Annotated in this window: 21 protein-coding genes; 6 read left to right on the plus strand and 15 right to left on the minus strand. The window is 43.7% G+C overall.

Annotated elements, in window-relative coordinates; all coding sequences use genetic code 11:
• Window positions 1-2 precede the first annotated feature (2 nt).
• The 8 genes from msbA to NI469_RS00925 all read right to left on the minus strand — a co-directional run bounded on the left by msbA (window position 3) and on the right by NI469_RS00925 (window position 6,948).
• Window positions 3-1,730: a lipid A export permease/ATP-binding protein MsbA gene (msbA, locus tag NI469_RS00890; RefSeq protein ID WP_216986163.1), complete on the minus strand. Its 1,728-nt coding sequence runs from the start codon at window positions 1,728-1,730 to the stop codon at window positions 3-5.
• Window positions 1,730-2,152: an ExbD/TolR family protein gene (locus tag NI469_RS00895; protein WP_004278885.1), complete on the minus strand. Its 423-nt coding sequence runs from the start codon at window positions 2,150-2,152 to the stop codon at window positions 1,730-1,732. The genes msbA and NI469_RS00895 overlap by 1 nt, the downstream gene beginning before the upstream one ends.
• Window positions 2,153-2,162: 10 nt before the next feature.
• Window positions 2,163-2,801, minus strand: coding sequence for a MotA/TolQ/ExbB proton channel family protein (locus NI469_RS00900; protein WP_253174242.1), 639 nt, complete (start codon window positions 2,799-2,801; stop codon window positions 2,163-2,165).
• A gap of 33 nt (window positions 2,802-2,834) precedes the next feature.
• A complete protein-coding gene (locus NI469_RS00905; protein ID WP_004731487.1) occupies window positions 2,835-3,722 on the minus strand; it encodes a ParB/RepB/Spo0J family partition protein in 888 nt (295 codons plus the stop codon).
• Window positions 3,719-4,501, minus strand: coding sequence for a ParA family protein (locus NI469_RS00910; RefSeq protein ID WP_004278889.1), 783 nt, complete (start codon window positions 4,499-4,501; stop codon window positions 3,719-3,721). The genes NI469_RS00905 and NI469_RS00910 overlap by 4 nt, the downstream gene beginning before the upstream one ends.
• Window positions 4,502-4,526: 25 nt before the next feature.
• Window positions 4,527-5,159 carry a 16S rRNA (guanine(527)-N(7))-methyltransferase RsmG gene (gene rsmG, locus NI469_RS00915; protein ID WP_253174243.1) on the minus strand — a complete coding sequence of 211 codons (633 nt, stop codon included), beginning with the start codon at window positions 5,157-5,159 and terminating at the stop codon, window positions 4,527-4,529.
• A gap of 85 nt (window positions 5,160-5,244) precedes the next feature.
• Window positions 5,245-5,934: an N-acetylmuramate alpha-1-phosphate uridylyltransferase MurU gene (murU, locus tag NI469_RS00920; protein ID WP_253174244.1), complete on the minus strand. Its 690-nt coding sequence runs from the start codon at window positions 5,932-5,934 to the stop codon at window positions 5,245-5,247.
• Complete coding sequence (locus tag NI469_RS00925; RefSeq protein WP_004731490.1) at window positions 5,935-6,948, minus strand: aminoglycoside phosphotransferase family protein; 1,014 nt, start codon at window positions 6,946-6,948, stop codon at window positions 5,935-5,937.
• A 121-nt stretch (window positions 6,949-7,069) separates the two neighbouring features.
• Between NI469_RS00925 and NI469_RS00930 the strand changes: the two genes are divergently transcribed.
• Window positions 7,070-9,523, plus strand: a complete 2,454-nt coding sequence (locus NI469_RS00930) for an LPS-assembly protein LptD (protein WP_004278895.1) — start codon at window positions 7,070-7,072, stop codon at window positions 9,521-9,523.
• Window positions 9,523-10,830 (plus strand): peptidylprolyl isomerase, encoded by a 1,308-nt coding sequence (locus NI469_RS00935; RefSeq protein ID WP_044109557.1) that lies wholly within the window; start codon window positions 9,523-9,525, stop codon window positions 10,828-10,830. The genes NI469_RS00930 and NI469_RS00935 overlap by 1 nt, the downstream gene beginning before the upstream one ends.
• Before the next feature lie 119 nt (window positions 10,831-10,949).
• Here the strand turns inward: NI469_RS00935 and hfq are convergent, their stop codons facing one another.
• The 4 genes from hfq to tsaE form a co-directional block, all read right to left on the minus strand.
• The gene (gene hfq / locus NI469_RS00940; protein WP_148334401.1) at window positions 10,950-11,480 is read right to left on the minus strand and encodes an RNA chaperone Hfq; all 531 of its coding nucleotides are present in this window, start codon (window positions 11,478-11,480) and stop codon (window positions 10,950-10,952) included.
• Window positions 11,481-11,571: 91 nt separating this feature from the next.
• The gene (gene miaA / locus NI469_RS00945) at window positions 11,572-12,516 is read right to left on the minus strand and encodes a tRNA (adenosine(37)-N6)-dimethylallyltransferase MiaA (RefSeq protein WP_253174245.1); all 945 of its coding nucleotides are present in this window, start codon (window positions 12,514-12,516) and stop codon (window positions 11,572-11,574) included.
• 6 nt (window positions 12,517-12,522) lie between these two features.
• A complete protein-coding gene (gene mutL, locus NI469_RS00950; protein ID WP_253174246.1) occupies window positions 12,523-14,490 on the minus strand; it encodes a DNA mismatch repair endonuclease MutL in 1,968 nt (655 codons plus the stop codon).
• Complete coding sequence (gene tsaE, locus NI469_RS00955) at window positions 14,480-14,959, minus strand: tRNA (adenosine(37)-N6)-threonylcarbamoyltransferase complex ATPase subunit type 1 TsaE (protein ID WP_253174248.1); 480 nt, start codon at window positions 14,957-14,959, stop codon at window positions 14,480-14,482. The genes mutL and tsaE overlap by 11 nt, the downstream gene beginning before the upstream one ends.
• 126 nt (window positions 14,960-15,085) lie before the next feature.
• On the opposite strand from tsaE, the gene NI469_RS00960 reads away from it, so the two are divergent.
• From NI469_RS00960 to NI469_RS00970, 3 genes are all read left to right on the plus strand, one after another.
• Entirely contained in the window at window positions 15,086-15,994 is a 909-nt protein-coding gene (locus NI469_RS00960) for a pseudouridine synthase (protein WP_253174249.1), read from the plus strand.
• Window positions 15,995-16,108: 114 nt separating this feature from the next.
• The gene (locus tag NI469_RS00965) at window positions 16,109-16,456 is read left to right on the plus strand and encodes a type II toxin-antitoxin system RelB/DinJ family antitoxin (RefSeq protein WP_004278906.1); all 348 of its coding nucleotides are present in this window, start codon (window positions 16,109-16,111) and stop codon (window positions 16,454-16,456) included.
• A 97-nt stretch (window positions 16,457-16,553) separates the two neighbouring features.
• Window positions 16,554-16,997 (plus strand): GNAT family N-acetyltransferase, encoded by a 444-nt coding sequence (locus tag NI469_RS00970; protein ID WP_004278907.1) that lies wholly within the window; start codon window positions 16,554-16,556, stop codon window positions 16,995-16,997.
• 42 nt (window positions 16,998-17,039) lie between these two features.
• Here the strand turns inward: NI469_RS00970 and NI469_RS00975 are convergent, their stop codons facing one another.
• A complete protein-coding gene (locus NI469_RS00975) occupies window positions 17,040-17,747 on the minus strand; it encodes a pseudouridine synthase (protein WP_005247338.1) in 708 nt (235 codons plus the stop codon).
• Window positions 17,748-17,887: 140 nt separating this feature from the next.
• Here NI469_RS00975 and NI469_RS00980 point away from each other — a divergent pair, with 140 nt between their 5' ends.
• Window positions 17,888-18,340, plus strand: coding sequence for a DUF441 domain-containing protein (locus NI469_RS00980; RefSeq protein ID WP_044109570.1), 453 nt, complete (start codon window positions 17,888-17,890; stop codon window positions 18,338-18,340).
• 258 nt (window positions 18,341-18,598) lie between these two features.
• On the opposite strand, the gene NI469_RS00985 is transcribed toward NI469_RS00980, so the two are convergent.
• Together NI469_RS00985 and NI469_RS00990 are read right to left on the minus strand one after the other, a co-directional pair.
• Window positions 18,599-18,925, minus strand: coding sequence for a gamma-glutamylcyclotransferase family protein (locus NI469_RS00985; RefSeq protein ID WP_044109572.1), 327 nt, complete (start codon window positions 18,923-18,925; stop codon window positions 18,599-18,601).
• A 30-nt stretch (window positions 18,926-18,955) separates the two neighbouring features.
• Entirely contained in the window at window positions 18,956-20,671 is a 1,716-nt protein-coding gene (locus NI469_RS00990; RefSeq protein ID WP_044109574.1) for an AAA family ATPase, read from the minus strand.
• Window positions 20,672-20,723 lie beyond the last annotated feature (52 nt).

The raw sequence follows: 20,723 nt of genomic DNA on the forward strand, positions 1-20,723 counted from the left end.
AGTTACTGTTCCTCAAAGTTACGCTGATGCAACTGATAATAAGCACCATGTAGCGCAATCAGTTCGGCATGACTGCCCTGCTCAACAATACGGCCCTGATCCATAACCACAATACGATCCGCGTTTTCAATCGTCGATAGACGATGTGCAATTACGATGGTCGTACGGTCCTGCATGGCTTTATCAAAGGCACGCTGAATAAAGTATTCCGACTCGTTATCCAGCGCACTGGTCGCTTCATCCAGAATCAGGATAGAGGCATTTTTCAAAATTGCGCGTGCGATCGCGATGCGCTGACGCTGGCCACCAGACAGGTTTAAACCCTGGGCACCCAGCTGAGTATCATAACCTTGCGGTAATGCCATAATAAAATCATGCGCATAGGCTGCCTTTGCTGCCGCGATAATATCTTCATCGGAGGCACCTTCAAGCTGACCATAAGCAATATTTTCCCGCACAGTTCGGTTAAACAGTACTACTTGCTGGTTCACCATGGCAATCTGGGTTCGCAAGGCGGTAATTTCAAAATCTTCAATCGGTTTCTGATCCAGCAAGATCTGCCCCGAAGTTGCATCCTGATAACGCACCAGCAGATTCACCAGAGAACTTTTTCCTGCACCAGAACGTCCTACCAGCGCTACTGTTTCACCGGCCTTGACCTGCAAATTAAAGTCATGAATAGCATGATGGCCATCATCATAAATCAAGTTAACATCTTTAAACTCGATATCGCCTTTTAGGCTATCAGTCAACGTCCCGGTATTTTTTTCCTCAGGCATATCCAGCAATTCAAATACTGAATGTGCTGCGGCCATACCCCGTTGAATCTTTTCATTGATATCCGTCAAGGCTTTGATTGGTCTTGCCAGCATACCCGCCGCAGTAATATAAGCAACAAATTCACCGGCAGAGGTGTCACCCAAGATTTGTGGGCGCAAGGCAATAAACATCACGATACTCAGTGAAATGGACATGATCAACTGAACGACAGGACTATTCAACTGTTGCACAGCGACCATTTTCAAGCCACGACGCAAGTTTTCAAGCGAGTTCTGTTTAAAGCGTTCCTGCTCAGAACTTTGCCCTCCAAAACCCTTGACGATCAGGTTGGCATTCACCGTTTCCTGCACCACATGGTTTACATCACCCATGGTGTCTTGCACTTGCTGCGATAATTTACGCATCCGTCTTGCAGCTTTACTGATAATAAAGCCAATGACGGGTGCAAAAATCAGGATACACATGGTCAGACGCCAGTTGGTATACAACAGGTAGCCTAATAATGCCAGAGTGATCAAACCTTGTTGCAACAAGGTTCTTAAAGCTTCAGTTGAAGCAGCGGTTAGCTGTTCGACGTTATACATGATTTTGGCAGTAATATGCCCGCTGGTATTATCCAGATAATACTGGGACGGTAAACGCAGCAATTTTGCAAAAACTTCCTGACGGATGTTGAATACCAGATTCCGGGAAATTACCGCAGTAAAATATCCACCCATGAACAAACCCAGGCCCCGGAAGAACATGAGTATGACCACTAAAAACGGGAAAAGTGATGTGAAACTCTGGTCTTTATTTTGAATCGCCTCAATAATATATTCCAGTAATTTAGCGACAGAGACTTCCGTAGCGGCATTAATAGAAAAACCCAGCAGGACAAGCAATGCAATGCCCCAAAACGGTTTTAAATAACTTAAAAGGCGAAGATAGACCTTAAAATCGTGCTTCACTAATAACCTCGGGTGGGTACTTTGGTACTGATATTAATATTTACAAAGCCGAGCTGCCCGGCCACATCCATGACACGAATCACGTCCTGATGGCTGGCTTTTGCGTCAGCTGCAATGACAAACATTAAATCACGGCGTTCATTAGAAATCTGTTTAATTGCAGTATTTAAATCCGCGACTTCCTTACTGGCCAAGGATTGACCATTGACTGCGTAATGACCATTGGCATCCACAATCACTTCAACTTTCTGATCATAGCTTTTAGGCGGTACACCTTGCGCATCCGGCAAGGTCAGATTCATTCGGCTCATTTGGCTAAATGTCGTCGACAAAAGTAAAAAGACCAGAATAAACAGCAGACAATCAATCATCGGTGTCAGATTAATATGTACATCTTCCACCTGGTTGCGTTTGAATTTCATCATCCGCCTCCTAGCTGGCTTTTTGCATGTCTTGATCTATGTCCGCATGATTACGATAAAAAAGATCCGCATGAAACAAAGTCGCTTGCTGCTCAAGTTCAGCCACATATTCCTGAACAAGACGCTGAAAATAACGGTGAGCAAACAGTGCAGGAATTGCAATCAGCATACCGGCTGCCGTGGTAATTAAAGCCTTGGAAATACCGGGCATCATCAAGACCGGATCACTCCCGGTACCTACATCGATCACCAGGAAAGATTCAATAATCCCAAGTACAGTTCCCAATAAACCGAGTAAAGGCGCAACTGCACTCAAAGTTCCCAGAAAATTAATGTTTTTTTCCAGATAACCAATTTCCTGTGATGCCACCACTTCCATCTGTGCGCGAGCATACTGCTCACCTTGCTGCTTGCTGGCATAGCCTGCAGTAAATACCCGACCCAAAGTGCTTTGCTTTAAGGCCGCACTTTGATTCATTTTTTGCATGACTTGTGCTGTATTTTGCGAAGGCCCCATCAACAGTGTCAACGGAAGTACTGCATTCTTTTTCAGGCGAATCAGACGCTCGATCGAAATCGCCAGCATAAAGATAGAACACAAGACCAGGGGCAGCATAAGCCAGCCACCTGCTTTAACCAATTCCCACATCTAATTTATTCCCCAATAAAAAAAATATATAAATTATTCATCTTCTAAAATAGAAAGAATGCCATCCAGCTCTTCTAAAGAGTGATAGCTAATAACCAGTTTCCCTTTACCTTGCTTGTTATAGTCAATTTTAACATCTGCACTGAAACGCTCTGAAAGGCGCTGAGTCAATTGCTGAATATCCGGTGCTACAGCTTCTTTTACTTTTTCTTGTTTAGGTGTATTGAAATCACGGACTAACTGCTCGGTTTGACGAACAGACAGACTTTTTTCAATTACGATATCTGCAACTTTGAGCTGATCTTTAGCTTTTAAGGTTAAGATCGCACGTGCATGCCCCATATCCAGCAAACCCTGCTGCATAAAGTCTTTCACTTCTTCTGCCAGGCTAAGCAGGCGAAGCAGGTTACTCACTGTCGTACGCGCTTTACCCACGGTATCTGCAATTTCCTGATGGCTTAAGCCAAATTCTTCATGGAAACGTTGCAGAGCCATCGCCTGATCAATCGGATTCAGATCCTGACGCTGGATGTTTTCAATCAAGGCCAGTGCAATCGCAACCTGATCATTCAGATCACGTACAATCGCAGGAACCTCGGTCAAACCCGCCAGCTGTGCAGCACGCCATCGACGCTCACCTGCAATAATCTCGTATGGATAGCGTTCATCGTCAACCGGACGGATCACGATGGGCTGCATGATGCCATGCTTTTCAATCGATGCCGCCAGTTCCTGCAAATCCTGCTCGTTAATATAACGGCGTGGCTGATATTCACCACGCTTGAGCAAATTCACATCAATCTGTTTCAACTGACCATGATCAAGACCTTGGGCTTCGAGTTGTAATTTTTCTTTTTGAATTGAGCCTAGCAAGGCATCCAAGCCACGACCTTTGGCGAGTCCACGTTTCTTGACGGTCATGCTTTACTTCCTTTTTTCACTTTGCTTTTCTTTAATACTTCAGCTGCCAGATTTAAGTAAGCAACTGCACCCTTTGAGCTTTTTTCAAAATAAATCACCGGCAAACCGTGTGCTGGCGCTTCAGCCAGACGAATATTTCGTGGAATTACGGTTTCATACAGTTTTTTACCGAAATATTGTTCTAATTCTTCAGAGACATCACGGGTTAAGGCATTACGTGCATCGTACATGGTGCGTAATACACCGACAATTTGCAGGTCCGGATTCAATGCTTGCTGAATCCGATCGATGGTTTGGGTTAAATCCGCCAAACCTTCCAGTGCATAATATTCACACTGCATTGGAATCAGCACACCATCCACGGCTGCCAAAGCATTGACAGTAATCAGGCTAAGACTCGGTGCACAATCAACAATAATATAATCAAATGAGGATTCAATTTCCTGCAATGCATCCCGTAAAATGAACTCGCGCCCTTCCTGCTCTGCAATCGCCAACTCAACCCCAGCCAGATCACGGTTTGCCCCAAGTACCTTGTAACCGACTTCCGCCTTAGATATCGCCGTTTCAATCGGCACTTCACCCAGCAACACATCGGTAACCGAATACAGCAGGTCATTCTTCTGAATGCCAGACCCCATGGTCGCATTACCTTGCGAATCCATATCGACCAGCAAAACACGTTTTTTTAACACAGCTAAAGATGCCGCCAAATTTACTGCGGTTGTGGTTTTACCTACACCACCTTTTTGGTTTGCAATCGCAATAATTTGTGCCATGTTGCCCCCAATCCCTTTAAAAATCTTAATTACGTTTTAATAGAAGTAAATGACGCTGTTCGTCTAAGCGCGGAACTTTAAGTTCAATAATCTCACAACTAAATTCATTTTTTAAAGTAGCAATTTCATCTTCAGGAATTAAGCCTTTCATTGAGGCAATAATCGTTTGTTCGTGCATATATGGCTTAGAAGCATCGACAAAGTCTGTTAATGATGCAAAGGCACGACTGGTAATCACATCAAATTGACCCAGCTCATTGATGCTGTCTTCGTTTTCTACACGCGTTTGCACGGCAATAACATTTTTAAGTTTTAAGTCAGCAATAAACTGCTTGAGGAAACGAATTTTTTTACCGTTAGAATCCAGTAATACACATTCACGCTCAGGCTGACATAAAGCAATGATCATGCCCGGCATACCGCCACCTGTACCGATATCCAGCAGTCTGCCTACAGGCAAGTCCTTTAAAATACTTAAACTGTCGAGCAGATGCTTGACCAGCATTTCTTTAGGATCACGGATTGCAGTCAAATTGTATGCTTTGTTCCACAACACCAAAGCATCCTGATACTTGAGTAATAAATTTAAAGCTTCATCAGATAGCTCTAAACCCAAAGCCTGGCTACCCTGCTTTAGTTCTTGAAAAAACATGTGCATAAACAATCTACGCTCGAAAAAGTTAGGTGGAAGTATACCGTTTTCTCTATATTGGCACAGTAGGCAGTGCTTAGCGAATATTCACTTAAGCAAACTTCCCTTCATGGATCGCTGTATCCAGTGCCGTTAAACGCTCCGGGGTTCCCACATCAACCCAAATGCCTACCAATTTAGAAGCGGCAACCTGCTGATTCTGCATTGCCGCTTTTAGCAATGGCGCTAAAGGACGCTTGCCAGTCTCTAAGCCTTGGAACATCTTTGGATCAAGCACGGATACACCACTAAAAGTCAGGTTTTCACCTTCGACTTGCTGATCAAAGGTATAAGCTTTCCCAGCTGCAAGCGTAAAATCACCTTCAGGATGTTGTTCAGGGTTCTGCACAAGTACGAGATGCGCCAAATTACCCTTTAGATCAATATCCAGTAAAGGAGCAAAATCCATCGTGGTCCAGACATCACCATTTAACAGAATAAAAGGTTCATCACCGAGTAGCGGCAAGGCATTAATGATTCCTCCAGCGGTTTCCAGACCTTCACCCTCATGTGACCAAAGGATGTTGATGCCAAATCGTGAACCATCGCCCAAAGCTTCTGCGAGTTTTTCACCGAGCCAAGCCGTATTGATGACAATTTCAGTAACACCGATCGCAGCCAGTTTCTCTATATGCCAAACAATTAAGGGCTTGCCCCCAACTTCCAGCAAAGGCTTTGGCGTATGCAGCGTTAGCGGCCGCATACGATTACCGAGTCCTGCGGCCAAAATCATCGCTTTCATTCAGGCAGCCACCTCATATGAGCCATATTTAGCTTCAAATGCAGGCATCACTCTGTCACGCATAAACTGCATGAATGGCTCTAGTTCTGCATAAGCCTTAGATTCTTCAAGCAGATACCACATCACACGTGGTAAGTCCTTGAGATAACCTGACTTGCCATCACGTTCAAACAGACGCACAAAAATACCTAAAATCTTGATATGACGCTGAATCGCCATCATGTCGGCGTCTTTTTTAAACTGTTCAAAGTCACGCTCTTCTTTAGCAGATGCTGGCAACAAGTCATAAAAGTTTTTGAACCAGCGATACACACGATCGGCATTCCACTGTACATAGGCATCACGGGTAATCGAGATCAAGTCATAAGTATCCGCACCAATCACAGCATCCTGAAAATCAATCACACCCAGTTCGGTTTCATTGTCGATTTTCATCAAGTTACGACTATGGAAATCCCGATGCACGATCACCTGTGGCTGTGCCAATGCGGCATTCGCCAAAATCGCAAAAGTGCGTTTGATCAAGGCGCTTTCTGATTCAGTCAGTTGAACCTTTAACGCTGGTAACATCCAGTCAGTCAGCAATTCCATTTCCGAGATCAGTTTTTCATAAGAATATGCCGGGAAATGCCCTTCTCCAGCAATCGATTGTAGTTGAATGAGCTGCTTAAAGCTTTGCTCATAATAGGCATCTACAGTCTCGTCATTCAGCAGATTCGACAGCAGCACATCACCAAAGTCTTCGAGCAGTAAAAAGCCATTTTCCAGGTCTTTTGCCACGATATGCGGAACACGCACGCCATGTGCATCAAAAAACTCATCTATCGTCACAAAAGGCACACAATCTTCTTTTTCTGGTGGTGCATCCATCAGCATAAATGTTTTATTATTCAGTTTGATTCGTGCATAACGACGGAAGCTGGCATCACCTGCTAAAAAATGAGTTTCAAATTGATCTGAACCGAGTACAGAGGCAATCCAAGATTGTATCAATTGTTCGCGTTGTGTATTCATTTGCAATTAATTCTAATACAGGCTGAGTTTTTAAAGTGCTAAGTGTAGCTACTTATCAACTTTTTCTCTATGATGCGACAATAATTAATTGCGATAAAAGCATGATTGGTTAATGAGACAAATGAAGCATCACTTTAAAATAAATCCTCTAGCGACTGCGATCTTAACCCTTTTATGTGGCAGCTCAGCCTCCGGCTATGCTGCATCAAATGTCTCGTCCGATGTAAATGCAGAACAACTCAAACAGCGCATAAATGAGACCTATCCAGGTGAAGCATTCTTTTCGCAATACTATGTCGACAAATCCTCAGCTGAAGCACAGCAGCGGCAGGAAAAATACTTAAGTTCGGCTTATTGTGAAGGCACCTGGGTGACCCCGATTGCCCCAGATGCAGCAACCGTTGCGCCAGATCAGGCTACATCCACCATTACTGCAGATTATGGACACTACAATCCAGCAGGTGACTCTTATTTAGAAGGCAATGTCATCATTGACCAGCAAGGTCGCCAGATTCGTGCTGAACGCGTAACGATTGATCAAACCCAGACCTATGCCAAAGCAGAAGGTCGGGTACAACTTGCTCAGGGTGGCCTGCTCTCACAAAGTGATGATATTAATTATAATTTAAAGACCCAAGAAGGCGACCTAAATAACAGCTTCTATATTGCCGAGCAGCAACATGCGCATGGTCGGGCAGAAAAGATCGCCAGAACCTCGACCGAGACGGTAGAACTGGAAAATGCGACCTATACCACCTGTCCACCTGAGCAAAAACCGACTTGGAAAATCCAGGCAGAAAAGATCAAGCTGAATCAGGAAACCGGACGGGGTGAAACCCGGAATACCAAGTTGTATGTTAAAGATGTTCCGGTTTTAGCGGTTCCCTATTTCAACTTCCCGATTGATGACCGCCGCACTACCGGTATTCTGACGCCGACATTTGGCTTTACCAATGATGGTGGTCTGGAACTGGGGGTTCCGGTTTACCTGAATTTAGCACCACAATATGATGCGACAATTACGCCGCGTTATATTGGCGATCGTGGGGTAATGCTGGATGGCGAGTTCCGTTATCTGACTGAAAATTATGGTGAAGGCCGTATTTGGGGAGGTTATCTGCCTTCCGATGAAAGCTATAGCGATGAAGATCGTAAAAGCCTGCATTTTTTACATAATTGGCAGATCAATAATCAGCTTTCCACCAACCTTGAATATAACTACGCTTCAGACAAAGATTACTTTGCCGATCTGGACAATAACCCGAACTCTAAAACTGACCTGAACTTACGCCGTGCCTGGGAAGTCAATTATAAAAATGGTATTCCTGGCTTAAAGGCACAATTCAAAGTCGAAGACTTCCAAACCCTAGATCCAACTGTACTGGATGAAGACCGTCCTTATGCACGTTTGCCACAGCTTTTAGTCAATTACAAAACTGGCAATCCATTGGGATTACAACTTGAGTTTAATAACGACACAGCATATTTCCAGAAGGATCTGAGAAATTTCGCTGATACTGACCCAACGGGTGAGAAGGTATATCAACCGAGTGGTACACGGATCTATAATGACTTTTCCGTGCGTTATAATCATTTTACCCCGTGGTCATTCTTCATTCCTCAGGCGACTGTACGCAACATCAATACTTTCTATGATGAAAAAACCCAAAGCCGTAGCGCGTCTAGTGAAAATAATTCAATTGTGGTGCCACAATTCACGCTGGACACCGGCTTAATTTTTGAAAAAGAAGGTACGTATCTACAGACCTTAACGCCTCGTCTGTTCTATGCGTATTCACCTTATGAGAACCAGCAGAATCAGCCAAACTTTGATTCAGTCGTCGCTTCGATTAATTATGATCAACTTTTCAGTGCGCGTCGCTTTTATGGTAATGACCGCCTGGAAGACAATAACTTTGCCTCCTTAGGTCTGAGCTATAGCCTATTTAATGAAGAAGGTCTGGAGCGCCTGCGTGCCAGCGTTGGACAGAGCTTTTTCTTTGAAGATCGCCGTGTAACGTTGGAAAATGATGCAGATGAATTCGACCGTGAAAGTCATACTGGCCCTGTAATTCAACTGACAAGCCAGCTGTCAAATAATGTTCACGTTAATCTGAACTCAAGCTGGATGTCGAATGGATCGAATGCCCAACGAGATTTGCAGGTTTATTATACCGGTGAGCAAGGCAATCTTTATAACCTAGGCTATTTCTATCGCAAAGATATTCCGAACCGTCAAAAGAGCTATGATCATGTGGTGGGTTCATTTATCCAGCCGATTGCCAACAACTGGCGTCTGGTTGGACATGCCCAGTTTGACCTCGACAATAGTGTCGCACGGGAATATTTACTTGGCGTGAACTATGAGTCATGCTGTTGGGGAGTTTCTGTTTACGGTCGCTCATATTACAATGACTTAGACGACGTTAATGATTCAAGCGTCAAAGCCAAACGCGCCATTATGGCCGAAGTCAGCCTGAAAGGCTTAGGTGGGTTAAGCAGCAAACTCACCTCATTACTAGAAAATCGTATTCTAGGTTTTAACAATATCAATCAAACTTGGACAGAACGTTAATGAAGACAAAACAGTTAAAACAAATTTTTAAAGCAACCGCACTTGCGCTATGCCTTTCTTCAGCGATGACGACTTTTGCTGTTGCCCAACCTAAAGATGAAGTTGTAGCTGTAGTCGACAATAGTATCATTCTACGTAGTGACCTGGCTCAAGGTGTAGCCGAAATCTCACATCAGCTGCAAAAACAGAAAAAGGCAGTTCCACCACAACAATATCTTGAGCAACAAGCTTTAGAGCAACTGATTATTCGTCAGGCACAGCTTGAACAAGTTAAACGTTATAATATTCGTCCAGATGAAAAAGCTTTAAATGAAGCCGTCCTGAAAGTTGCCCGTGATTCTGGTTCACCGAGTCTGGAAGCATTCCAGCAGAAACTGGATGCCATGGCGCCCAATACCTATGCTTCTTTACGAAACCGTATCGCTGAAGATTTAGCACTGAATCGTTTACGTCAACAAATCGTGACTTCACGTATTCAAATTACAGATCAAGATGTTAAAAACTTCCTAAATACCCCGCAAGGTCAAGCTTTGCTTGGCAGTCAGGTCCATGTACTGCATTTACGGGTAAGCGGTGAAAATGCTGAACAAATTGCAACAAAGGTAAAGCAAGAATTAAATAGCAGCAATGACATTCAGGCGATCAGCAAAAAGTACAGCACTGGCGGCGTTAAAGTCGAAGCTGCTGATATGGGTGTGAGAAACCTGTCAGAAATTCCAGCAGAACTGGCTGCACGCGTGACCACCCTGCAACCAGGTCAAACTTCTGAACTGATTCCTGTCGCTGATGGTGTACATGTTCTGAAGCTCTTGGAACGTAAAGGTGGCGAACAGAAAGCCCTTGTTCCTCAATATTTAACACGACACATTCTGATTCAACCGTCTGAAGTGGTCAGTCCTGAAAATGCCAAACAAATGATTGATAGTCTGTATAACCGCCTCAAACAAGGTGAAGATTTTACTGTTTTAGCTTCAACGTTCTCCAATGATACTGGCTCGGCTCGTGATGGCGGAAGTCTTGGCTGGGTTAGCCCAGGGGTAATGGTACCTGAATTTGAACAGCAGATGAAAAGCACCCCAGTAGGTCAGTTCAGTAAACCATTTCAATCCCAGTTTGGCTGGCATATTCTGCAAGTGAGTGAAACACGCCAACAAGATATGACACAGGAATATCAGGAACGTATGGCTCGCCAATTGCTTGGTGAACGTCAATTTGATGCCGAATTAGATAGCTGGTTACGTGAAACGCGCAATAATGCTTATGTAGAAATCAAAGATCCTCAACTGGATCCTAAACGTAACCGTTAAGCCTTACCATAATCCTAAAAAGCCAACGACATCTCGTTGGCTTTTTATTTAAAAAACTTAAAACGTACAGATATAAAAAAACCTCTCATATAGAGAGGTTTTTTAATTTTCAAACTCGATTAACGATTGTTTTCATCGTCTGAAGAGTCTTCAAATTTAGTGTCGTTGTCAAAACCAGTGCCTTGACCACCAAAGCCAGCACCTTGACCACCGAAGCCACCTTGACCACCGAAGCCGGCACCTTGACCACCGAAGCCGGCACCTTGACCACCAAAGCCACCGCCTTGACCGCCGAAGCCACCTTGACCACCGAAGCCGCCGCCTTGACCGCCAAAACCACCTTGACCACCGAAGCCGCCAGCACCTTGACCGCCACCAAAGCCACCTGCAGCACCTTGACCACCGAAGCCCGCACCTTGTGGACCAGCAGGCGCGCCAGCAGGACGTGGATTACGTGCAGGTACTACAGTTGAAATTGCATGCTTATAAACCATTTGGCTTACTGTATTTTTTAATAAAACCACGTATTGGTCAAAAGATTCGATATGACCTTGTAATTTAATACCGTTTACCAGGAAGATAGATACTGGGATACGTTCCTTACGGAGAGAATTCAAGAATGGATCTTGTAAAGTTTGACCTTTAGACATGTTATAACTCCAAAAAAATTAAAAATCAGCGCAAAAACTATCTCTATTTTTCAATTAAAAATTATAAAAAAGATAGTCCCTAAATTTTGCTTTATCCGTGACAGTTTCGCAAGTCTTCTTGAGCCTGCTGTAGCGTAAAATATGTTGTAAATTTATGCTTTTCTTGCAAAGACCTTAACCACGTATATTGACGTTTTGCAAGTTGTCGTGTCGCAAATAAAGCTTTATCCTCCATTTCCCGTTGCTTTTCCTTGGTTTTATCAGCATTTTTTAAGAATTCCATAGCCTGACGATAACCCACTGAACGCATGGAAGGTAAATTTTCATTAAAATCGTATTTTTCAATTAAATTCACAACTTCATTTAAAAAACCGCTTTTCCACATAATTTCCAGACGTTGTTCAATACGCCCATGTAATTCTAACCGATCTGGCATCAGTGCATAATTATGGAAACTGTAACGATATGGTAAGTTTTTAGGTTGTTCTGCCTGTAGTTTTGTAATCGGCTCACCAGTCAATTTAAAAACTTCCAAGGCTCGAATAATGCGCTGCTTGTCGCTAACCTTGAATTTTTCACCGGCAATCGGATCGACTGCACATAATTCTGCATAAACCGCTTCCCAGCCCTCCTGCTCACCCTTGGCTTCAATCTCTGCCCGAATAGCATAGTCTGCACTTGGTAGGTTATCTGACAAACCTTCAAGCAAGGCCTTAAAATACAGCATGGTGCCACCGACCAGAATCGGGGTTTTACCACGCGCATGAATATCATCAATCAGGCAGCAAGCATCTTCGACAAAGTTGGCTGCAGAATACACTTCAAGTGGACTGATAATATCAATCAGATGATGCGGATAGCGCGTCAGTTCCTCTTTAGAAGGTTTGGCTGTACCAATGTCCATTTCCCGATAAACCAGTGCAGAATCGACCGAAATCAGCTCAAATCCCCCTTGCTCATACAGTTCACATGCCAAAGCGGTTTTACCACTTGCAGTTGGCCCCATTAAATTGATGACCGGCAATTGATTGGACATGTAAAACTACTCTCCTCGAGCAAAAAGTTTATCTAGTTGAGCCAATGGAAAGGCGCGCCAAGTCGGGCGGCCATGATTACATTGACTAGCAAATTCGGTTTGTTCCATCTGACGTAATAAAGCATTCATTTCCGACAGGCTTAAAATACGATGCGCTCGCACTGCACCATGACAGGCCATGCCTGCCAGAATCTGGTCACGCTTCTGCAATAGACTTTGTGCCTGATCACCCGGATCTAAATCATTCAATAATTCAGGAATCAAGGCATCAAAATCGGCCTTGTGTAGAATAGCGGGAACGCCGCGCACAATCACCTGCTCATCACCATACTGATCAATTTCCAGACCCAAACGTGCCAACTGCTCTTTCAGCTCTTCTACCCGCATCGCCTGCATCCGGCTAATATTCACGACTTTTGGAATCAGCAATTGCTGTGACGTCCAGAATTCAGGTTTATCCCAGGCCGATTTCATCTGCTGCAAGACGATACGCTCATGCGCCGCATGCATATCGACAATAATCAGACCTTCGGTATTTTGCGCCAGAATATAAATGCCGTGTAACTGGGCAATGGCAATACCCAGTGGATGCTCATCCACTTTGGTGTTTACATGTGTCTGAAAAGACTGCTCAGGACTGAATGCTTCGGCTTCTGAACTTTCTCTCAACGGAGCCAGATAACTTTTCAATGCATTATTCAGCTGCTGTGAACCTGCATAGGATGCATTGTAATCTCGGGCATAATTCACAACTTGCGGACCTGAAGATTCAAAATCGGTCAGTACATCCGAAGCTTCGTGACTACTTGTGGTAGATATGGGTCTAGCCATCTGCTGTTGCGAATGCACATTCTGATGCAGGCTAAACTGCTCCTGATAACGTAGTTGTGGCGTCACAAAATTAGGCTGTTGATCCTGTTTCATTGCCTCGGCCAGATCCGCAGTTGCAGTCTGGAATTGTGCCAGCGTTTCCTTGGCATAATGCCGCACAAACTCGTGTACTTCACGTTGATTCAGGAAGCGAATTTCATGCTTGGTCGGATGAACGTTCACATCAACATTTTCTGGATCAACTTCCAAAAACAGTAAATAAGCCGCATGCTGATGTCCATGCAAGATACCATCATAGGCCATACGCAAGGCATGGGAAATCGTTTTGTCTTTGACAATCCGGCCATTCACATAGACATATTGCAGATCTGCCTGCGCACGTGCATCTGAAGGATGGCCAAGCCAACCAGACAAACGCATATTGATACTTTCTGCATCGATCCAATAGGCATTTTCAGTAAACTGGCGGCCAAGCAATTGTTGTACCCGCTGAAAACGCAAAGCGCCGCTATCCGCCACGGGTAAATTCAGCTTGATGCTTTCATTATGTTCTAGCACAAACCGGATATCAAAATGCGTCAGTGCCATACGGCGTACAATTTCTTCAATATGACCAAATTCAGTGCCCGGTTTTTTCAGGAATTTACGCCGTGCAGGCACATTAAAAAACAAATCCTGAACCCGGATATGCGTCCCTTTCGAGGCTGCAACAGCCTGAATTTCCTGATGATCAAAAGCCGTACCATTGACTTCGACCTGATAACCGATGCCCTCGTCACTTTGACTGCTGATCATGGTCAGGCGTGAAACTGCTGCTATCGACGCCAGTGCCTCGCCACGAAAGCCCAGACTGCTGATTGCATACAGCTCATCAGCACTCTGGATCTTGCTGGTGGCATGACGCATGACGGCCAAAGCCAGATCTTCAGCATGAATGCCGCGACCATTGTCGATGATTTCAATTAAAGTACTGCCGCCCTGTTCGACCCGAATGATCAGTTCTGTCGCACCCGCATCAATCGAGTTTTCCAGTAATTCCTTGACCACAGAGGCCGGACGTTCAATCACCTCACCTGCGGCAATCTGGTTGGCAAGTGCAGGATCAAGGGCACGAATACGGCGCAGGCTTAAATCATTCGACATGTGGAAATTGACGCTCCAGAGCCTCTCGTAAGGCAAGATTCGATGAAGTCAGGCTTGCAGTACGGGTCAGCTCATCTTCAGATTTTAAAATTTCAATAATCAGGTCAGCTTGCGGAATTTCATCGCCACCTTTGGATGGCCATTCAAACAAAAATAGCGCATTCGGTGTTTCCAGATAATCCCGGATTCCCATCAGTTCCAGTTCATACGGATCATTCAGACGATACAAGTCAAAATGAAAAATATCCTGACCATTAATTTGATAGGGTTCGACCAGTGTATAAGTTGGACTTTTCACTGAACCTTTATGACCCAACTGTTGCAAATAATAACGCGTTAAGGTCGTTTTTCCTGCCCCTAAATCACCGATCAGATATACGACTCCCGCAGAGAAATTTTCGGCCAGAACCTTGGCCAGTTTTTGGGTATCGTCTTCATGATTTAAAGTGACATTAAATGAATAAGGCATATTACTCACAACATGATGCAAAAGAATAAATATGATAGCATCGCCACGCTTTAAAAGCCTATTCACCTGTGTGAGAAACTGTATTTTTTCACAGCATCTGTTCCTTAAGAGGTTAATCTGCCTGCCATGCAACCGACTGTTGAATTTAACCCACCCATGCTCAATGGGGTCAGTGCCAGTAAAGTGTTTTTGCCAACCAGTCCGGATGCGCCCCTGACAGTTTTTGCTTATTTATGCACGCAATTTGCGCATATCGCAGCAGATGAATGGCAATCTCGTTTCGCCGAGGGTTTAGTCTATGATGCCCAAGGCAACAGATTAAGCACAGAAAGTCCATTTCAGGCCAATAGCCATTGTTTCTATTATCGCTTTTTGGCACATGAAGTGCATGTGCCTTTTCAACATCAGATTTTATTTGAAAATGAGTATTTCATGGTGGTCGATAAACCGCATTTTTTGACCATGAGCCCGACCGGACAATATGTGCAGGAAACGCTATTGGTTCGTCTTAAAAAGCAAACCGGCAATGAGCATTTAACGCCTATTCACCGGCTGGATCGTGAAACGGCAGGTGTGGTCCTGATTTCCAAATGTGTGGAATCACGTGGCCTGTATCAACAATTATTTGCTACACGGCAGGTGCAAAAAACCTATCATGCGATTGCGGCCTATCAACCTGATTTAAAATTTCCATTGATCACGCGATTAAGAATGGAAAAGGGACAGCCCTTTTATACCATGCACGTGCTAGACGGAACGCCGAATAGCGAGACGGCGATTGACCTGCTGGAACATAATACAGAATGGGCTAAATATGAGTTGAAACCGCATACTGGCAAACAGCACCAATTACGGGTGCACTTGAATCATCTGGGTATTCCGATCCGTCATGATCCCTTTTATCCCCAGGTAGCGCACAAGGCGGAAGATGATTTTTATGCACCTTTAAGTTTATTGGCCAAACATATTCAATTCATCGATCCGATCACGCAGAAAAGCATGAATTTCAGCTCGCAACTTGAATTGACACTGTAAATCGCTTGTCATTACAGATTATTTTCTAAAATCGGTCGCTTTAAGATTGAATTTCAAACGTAATTGATTAGAATAAAGGCGAAAAGTTAAGTAATTTAAAGCTTTAAAAATATTATGAGAAAAACTGAAGTTTATCAAATTCGCTTGGACTCGCAAGAGAAGAAACAAGCCTTTGCGGTATTTAAGCAATTGGGGATTACGCCAGCTCAGGCCGTGCGTCTTTTTTTCAAGCAAGTGGTGATTACCAAATCGATCCCCTTCTCGATTGAAAACCAGAATATCAATCTGGAACAACTGATCCGGCTGCGCAAGCTGAAACAAAATGAAGCGAAAACCGAGCAAAATGCGCTTTCCAGTTCGGCCCTGAATCTGCTGGATGATCAGGAGATTGCATTGGATGATGATCATCTTGATTTATTTGAAGAGCTGAATGCCATTTTGGGTGAAAGCGACAAAATTTAACATTGTTGCATTTCCGAACAATTTCTAAAGCCTGCCACTCATAAACTTCGCTATGCTTGATGCTGATAATCAATAAAAAATTAGCATGGAGTATGCAATGCTCGTACGACGCGCCCAGTCAGCAGACCTGAATCAGCTGGCGGTATTATTTGATGAATATCGACAGTTTTATGGTACGTCTTCCAATCCTGAACTCTCTTACCAATTTTTAAAACAGCGTTTTGAAGATGGGCAAACCGTCATTTTCATTAATACCAAAGATGATACTTTTACCGGCTTTATTATCCTGTATCTGGGTTTTTCTTCAGTGGCCTGCTCGACCTATTATATTCTGGATGATGTCTATATCACCCCGGTTTTTCGGCGTCAGGGCGCAGCCAAACAACTGATTGATACCGCGATTTTATTTGCCAAACATGAACAGGCCTTAAGAATCACCCTGGAAACCCAAAAAAATAATTATCAATCGCATAAATTGTATGAATCTATGGGATTTATCAAGGATGATGAATTTCAGACTTATCACTGTTTCCTGAAGTAAGTCCTAATCTTTTCATCACATTTCAAGCGAATAAAAAATTTATTATTCTGAGCGGAATTTGGCCTGCGCCACCTGTTCTGCATTTAAATACAACCATTCTCCTTCAGCCAGTTCAGGCAAGGCCAAAGCACCAATCTGTGCACGATGTAGCTGTTCAACTTTATTACCTACGGCAGCCAGCATGCGCTTTACTTGATGATAGACCCCTTGATGAATGGTCATTTGCAGACGATTTTCAGCCAATCGAGTCACTTCAGTAGCCGCAAAAATACCTTTTTCATTTCTCAATTCGACACCTTGTTCTAGTTGCTGAATCTGTTCATCCGTGACTGGATCCGCAGTTTGCATCTGATAAACTTTGGCGACATGCTTTTTCGGATGGGTGAGCGCTTGCAGAAACTGTCCATCATCGGTCAGCAATAATAGTCCAGTGGTATCCTGATCCAGACGTCCCACACACTGAATCCCCCGATTCAGCAGGATGTCATCAAACAGGTCAAATACACTAAAATGATGCGTCGCCTGATGCGAACACTCATAGCCTTGTGGTTTATTTAAGGCGATATACACTTTTTCCCGATAGGTATGACTTTTCCCATAAACCTCGAAATTTAAGTGATTTAAATCCAGGTTATATTTAGGATTGTCAACCACTTCATCTTGAATTGAAACAGCACCATTTTTAATCAGTTGCTGACAATGCTTGCGGGAGCCGAAACCTTGTGACTGCAACATTTTTTCCAATAGCATCTGTTTATACCTGTATCGAGTGAAGACCTGTGCATTCTATCCTGAAACAGTCCTGAATTTGATTTCTTCCGCTGTTTTCTAGGTATCATGCGTTGAAAAGCTCTACAATAGCTTTATTTTTCACTCTATCTCTCCCCCTTATGTCGCAACTTGATTTGAATCTGATTGTTCTTTTGGTTTTACTGGCTTGCGGTATTTTCAGTCACAATAGTGCCGTCACCATTGCTGCAGCGGTATTAATTGTTTTAAAAATCACACCTCTCAGCAGTTTATTGCCTTATGTACAGGCGCACGGTTTAAATATCGGCATTATTATTCTGACCATTGGTGTTCTGACACCAATTGCCAGTGACAAAATTTCAGGGGAAAGTATTCTCAAATCTTTCCTGAGCTGGAAGTCTTTGCTGGCAATCGCGATTGGGGTCTTTGTCGCTTGGCTGGGAGGACGTGGAGTGAAGCTGATGTCCAATCAGCCAGATGTAGTGGCCGGACTGTTACTAGGCACAGTAGCAGGTGTAGCAGTATTACGCGGTGTTCCAGTCGGTCCTTTAATTGCGGCTGGGATTTTATCCTTATTGATTAGTACACAATAATGTTCAAATCATCAGCGCCCTTCACCAGTATGCAAAGATTTCTCAAAAATAATCATATAACGGGAAATATGCAGATCGCCCGATGATTATCTTGCGCTAATCTCTAACGCAGTACGTCAGGCTTGCTCAGAAGATACTATCAAATCAACGGAATATTTATTAATTCGATCTTTCAAAATTCAAGCAAAGGAAAGTAAATGATTTTTAAAAGCGGTGACCTGATAAAAATCAGAAATTCAATAAATGACACATATCAGTCTAATCTTTCAAAGCATAGACCAAACTTTCTATCATCTCGCCATTTTCCAAATATACTTTAACCGGAATACGTTGATATTCATCGCCTTCAAATGCATCCAGATCATCCCAATATTGGGGAAGATTCTCGGATATGAATACATAACCCGGAACAGTCTCTCCCGAATCACTGAGCTGAATACCCGGGCTACCCAGTTCAGCACCCCAACCACGCTGCTGCAAATGCCCACGAATAAAACCGGCTTTCCAGCTTCCTCCAATCCGTTCCATGACATGGGTATTGGGTTGCTGGGGACGAAGCGTGCCGTATACGAATAAACTGTTCATCTTAAGAACTCTTAAACATCATTGTGATGATTATTCTACAAATAGTAGTGCCAAACGCACCTGGTCATAAGCCATTTTAGGTGTAGTGAGTTCCACAATCGGACGCAGCTTAATTGAACCATCATCATTAAAATGTTCCGAGTTTTGACGCTTGGTCAGGCGTTTATAAATCTTACGAACCTGCTCCACCACTTCCTCACCCGGATGTGCCAGCGAGATATCCAGCCCCTGCTCTTTATGCAAACGCCCCAAATGATTGATGATGGTTGCCGGAGTCAAACCACGTTCAGTCGCGATATCGGCAATTTCATAACCTTCTTCAAACAGTTCACGCGTTTCGTCTAGCGTTGCAGTGGCATAGCTTTGTTTTCCAGCATTCTTGGAAATTTTCTTCTCATTGCGCTGGATTTCAACTTCATTCAAAGTCCCGCCACAATGCCGGATAAAGGCTTTGTGCTGCGCAGTCAAATCGACATTTTCAAAATTCGCTTCAGCCTCATCAGAAAGTTCCTGAAAACGGCGATCGGCTTTAATCGCCAGACTATCAAGTTCCAAAGCCTGCTCATTAAAACCTTTTAAGCGTAAGCCATTTAAGCTCTTCAAACGGGATAAGGCGACATAGCCCTGTCCTTTTTCAAAGGTATGACTCAGATCAATTTCAGCAGCTTCCAGGGTCATGCCTTGTGATTTATGAATGGTAATTGCCCAAGCCAGACGCAATGGAATCTGCTGGAAACTGGCAATGGTTTTACCGGCCTCATTGTCTACCGACCAGGTTTCAGGCTCAACCACCAGTGTCGTGCCATCGGTCAGTTTGACTTTGGGCAGCACACCATATTCATCATCTTCTTCAAAACTGATGACTTCGCCCAGACTGCCATTGATATAACCCATATCAAAGTTGTTTTTTACAAACATGACTTTGGCATGTTTTTTCAGGGTTAAAGCTTCAGGCGCTCGCACTGACGATTTTAAGGTTTCGATCAGCTTTTCATTGCCATCGCATTGTGCATCAAACTGACGCGGATCATTGTCAATTTCATTTAGATGCTTAAAGTTAATACTGTCTACATCCATATTATGCGTATACAGGCGCGTATAGGTCTCGCCAATTTCTTGATGTCGCGTGGCCTGTAAAGCCGTGCGATGTTCATGATTAATTGCCTGCGCACGAATCGCGTTCAGGATGTCATTCAGATAATCATTGCCCTGACGATGCTGCTCGGTCAAATAACAGACACGAAACTTGGCTTCGACCCAAGCATCCGACATAAAGCAAAATTTGTCGCGGTTACGCTCATCATTTTTACCGACTGGCGGTAACTGGAAAAAGTCCCCTGCTACAATCACCTGAATACCACCGAAAGCTTCATCACTTTCCTTGAAATATTTCAGCACCTGATTGACCAGATTCAGCTGCTTGGCATGCAGCATTGAAATTTCGTCAATAATCAGGACTTGCGCATTTTCCAGATGTTCTTTTAAGTATTTGCGCTCTTTCATCCGCTTTAAGTCTTCTTCAGACAAAAAGTCTTTAATGCCAATGCCTGCCCAGGTATGAATAGTCATACCGTTCATATGTGTGGCTGCAATACCAGTAGATGCAGTAATGGCAACGGCGACTTTACGCGCCTTTAAATAATTAATATATTGATTCAGCGTATAGGTTTTTCCTGCACCGGCAGAACCGGTTAAAAAGACATTTTCTCCTGCTTTAAGTAACTTAAGGGCAGTTTCCTGTTTCATAAGAGCAATACCGTGAAAGAACGGCTATAGCCTAACGATTTTTAGCGGAAAA

The sequence above is a fragment of the Acinetobacter lwoffii genome (genome assembly GCF_024129735.1).
In the GTDB taxonomy this organism is placed as follows: Bacteria; Pseudomonadota; Gammaproteobacteria; order Pseudomonadales; family Moraxellaceae; genus Acinetobacter; species Acinetobacter lwoffii_H.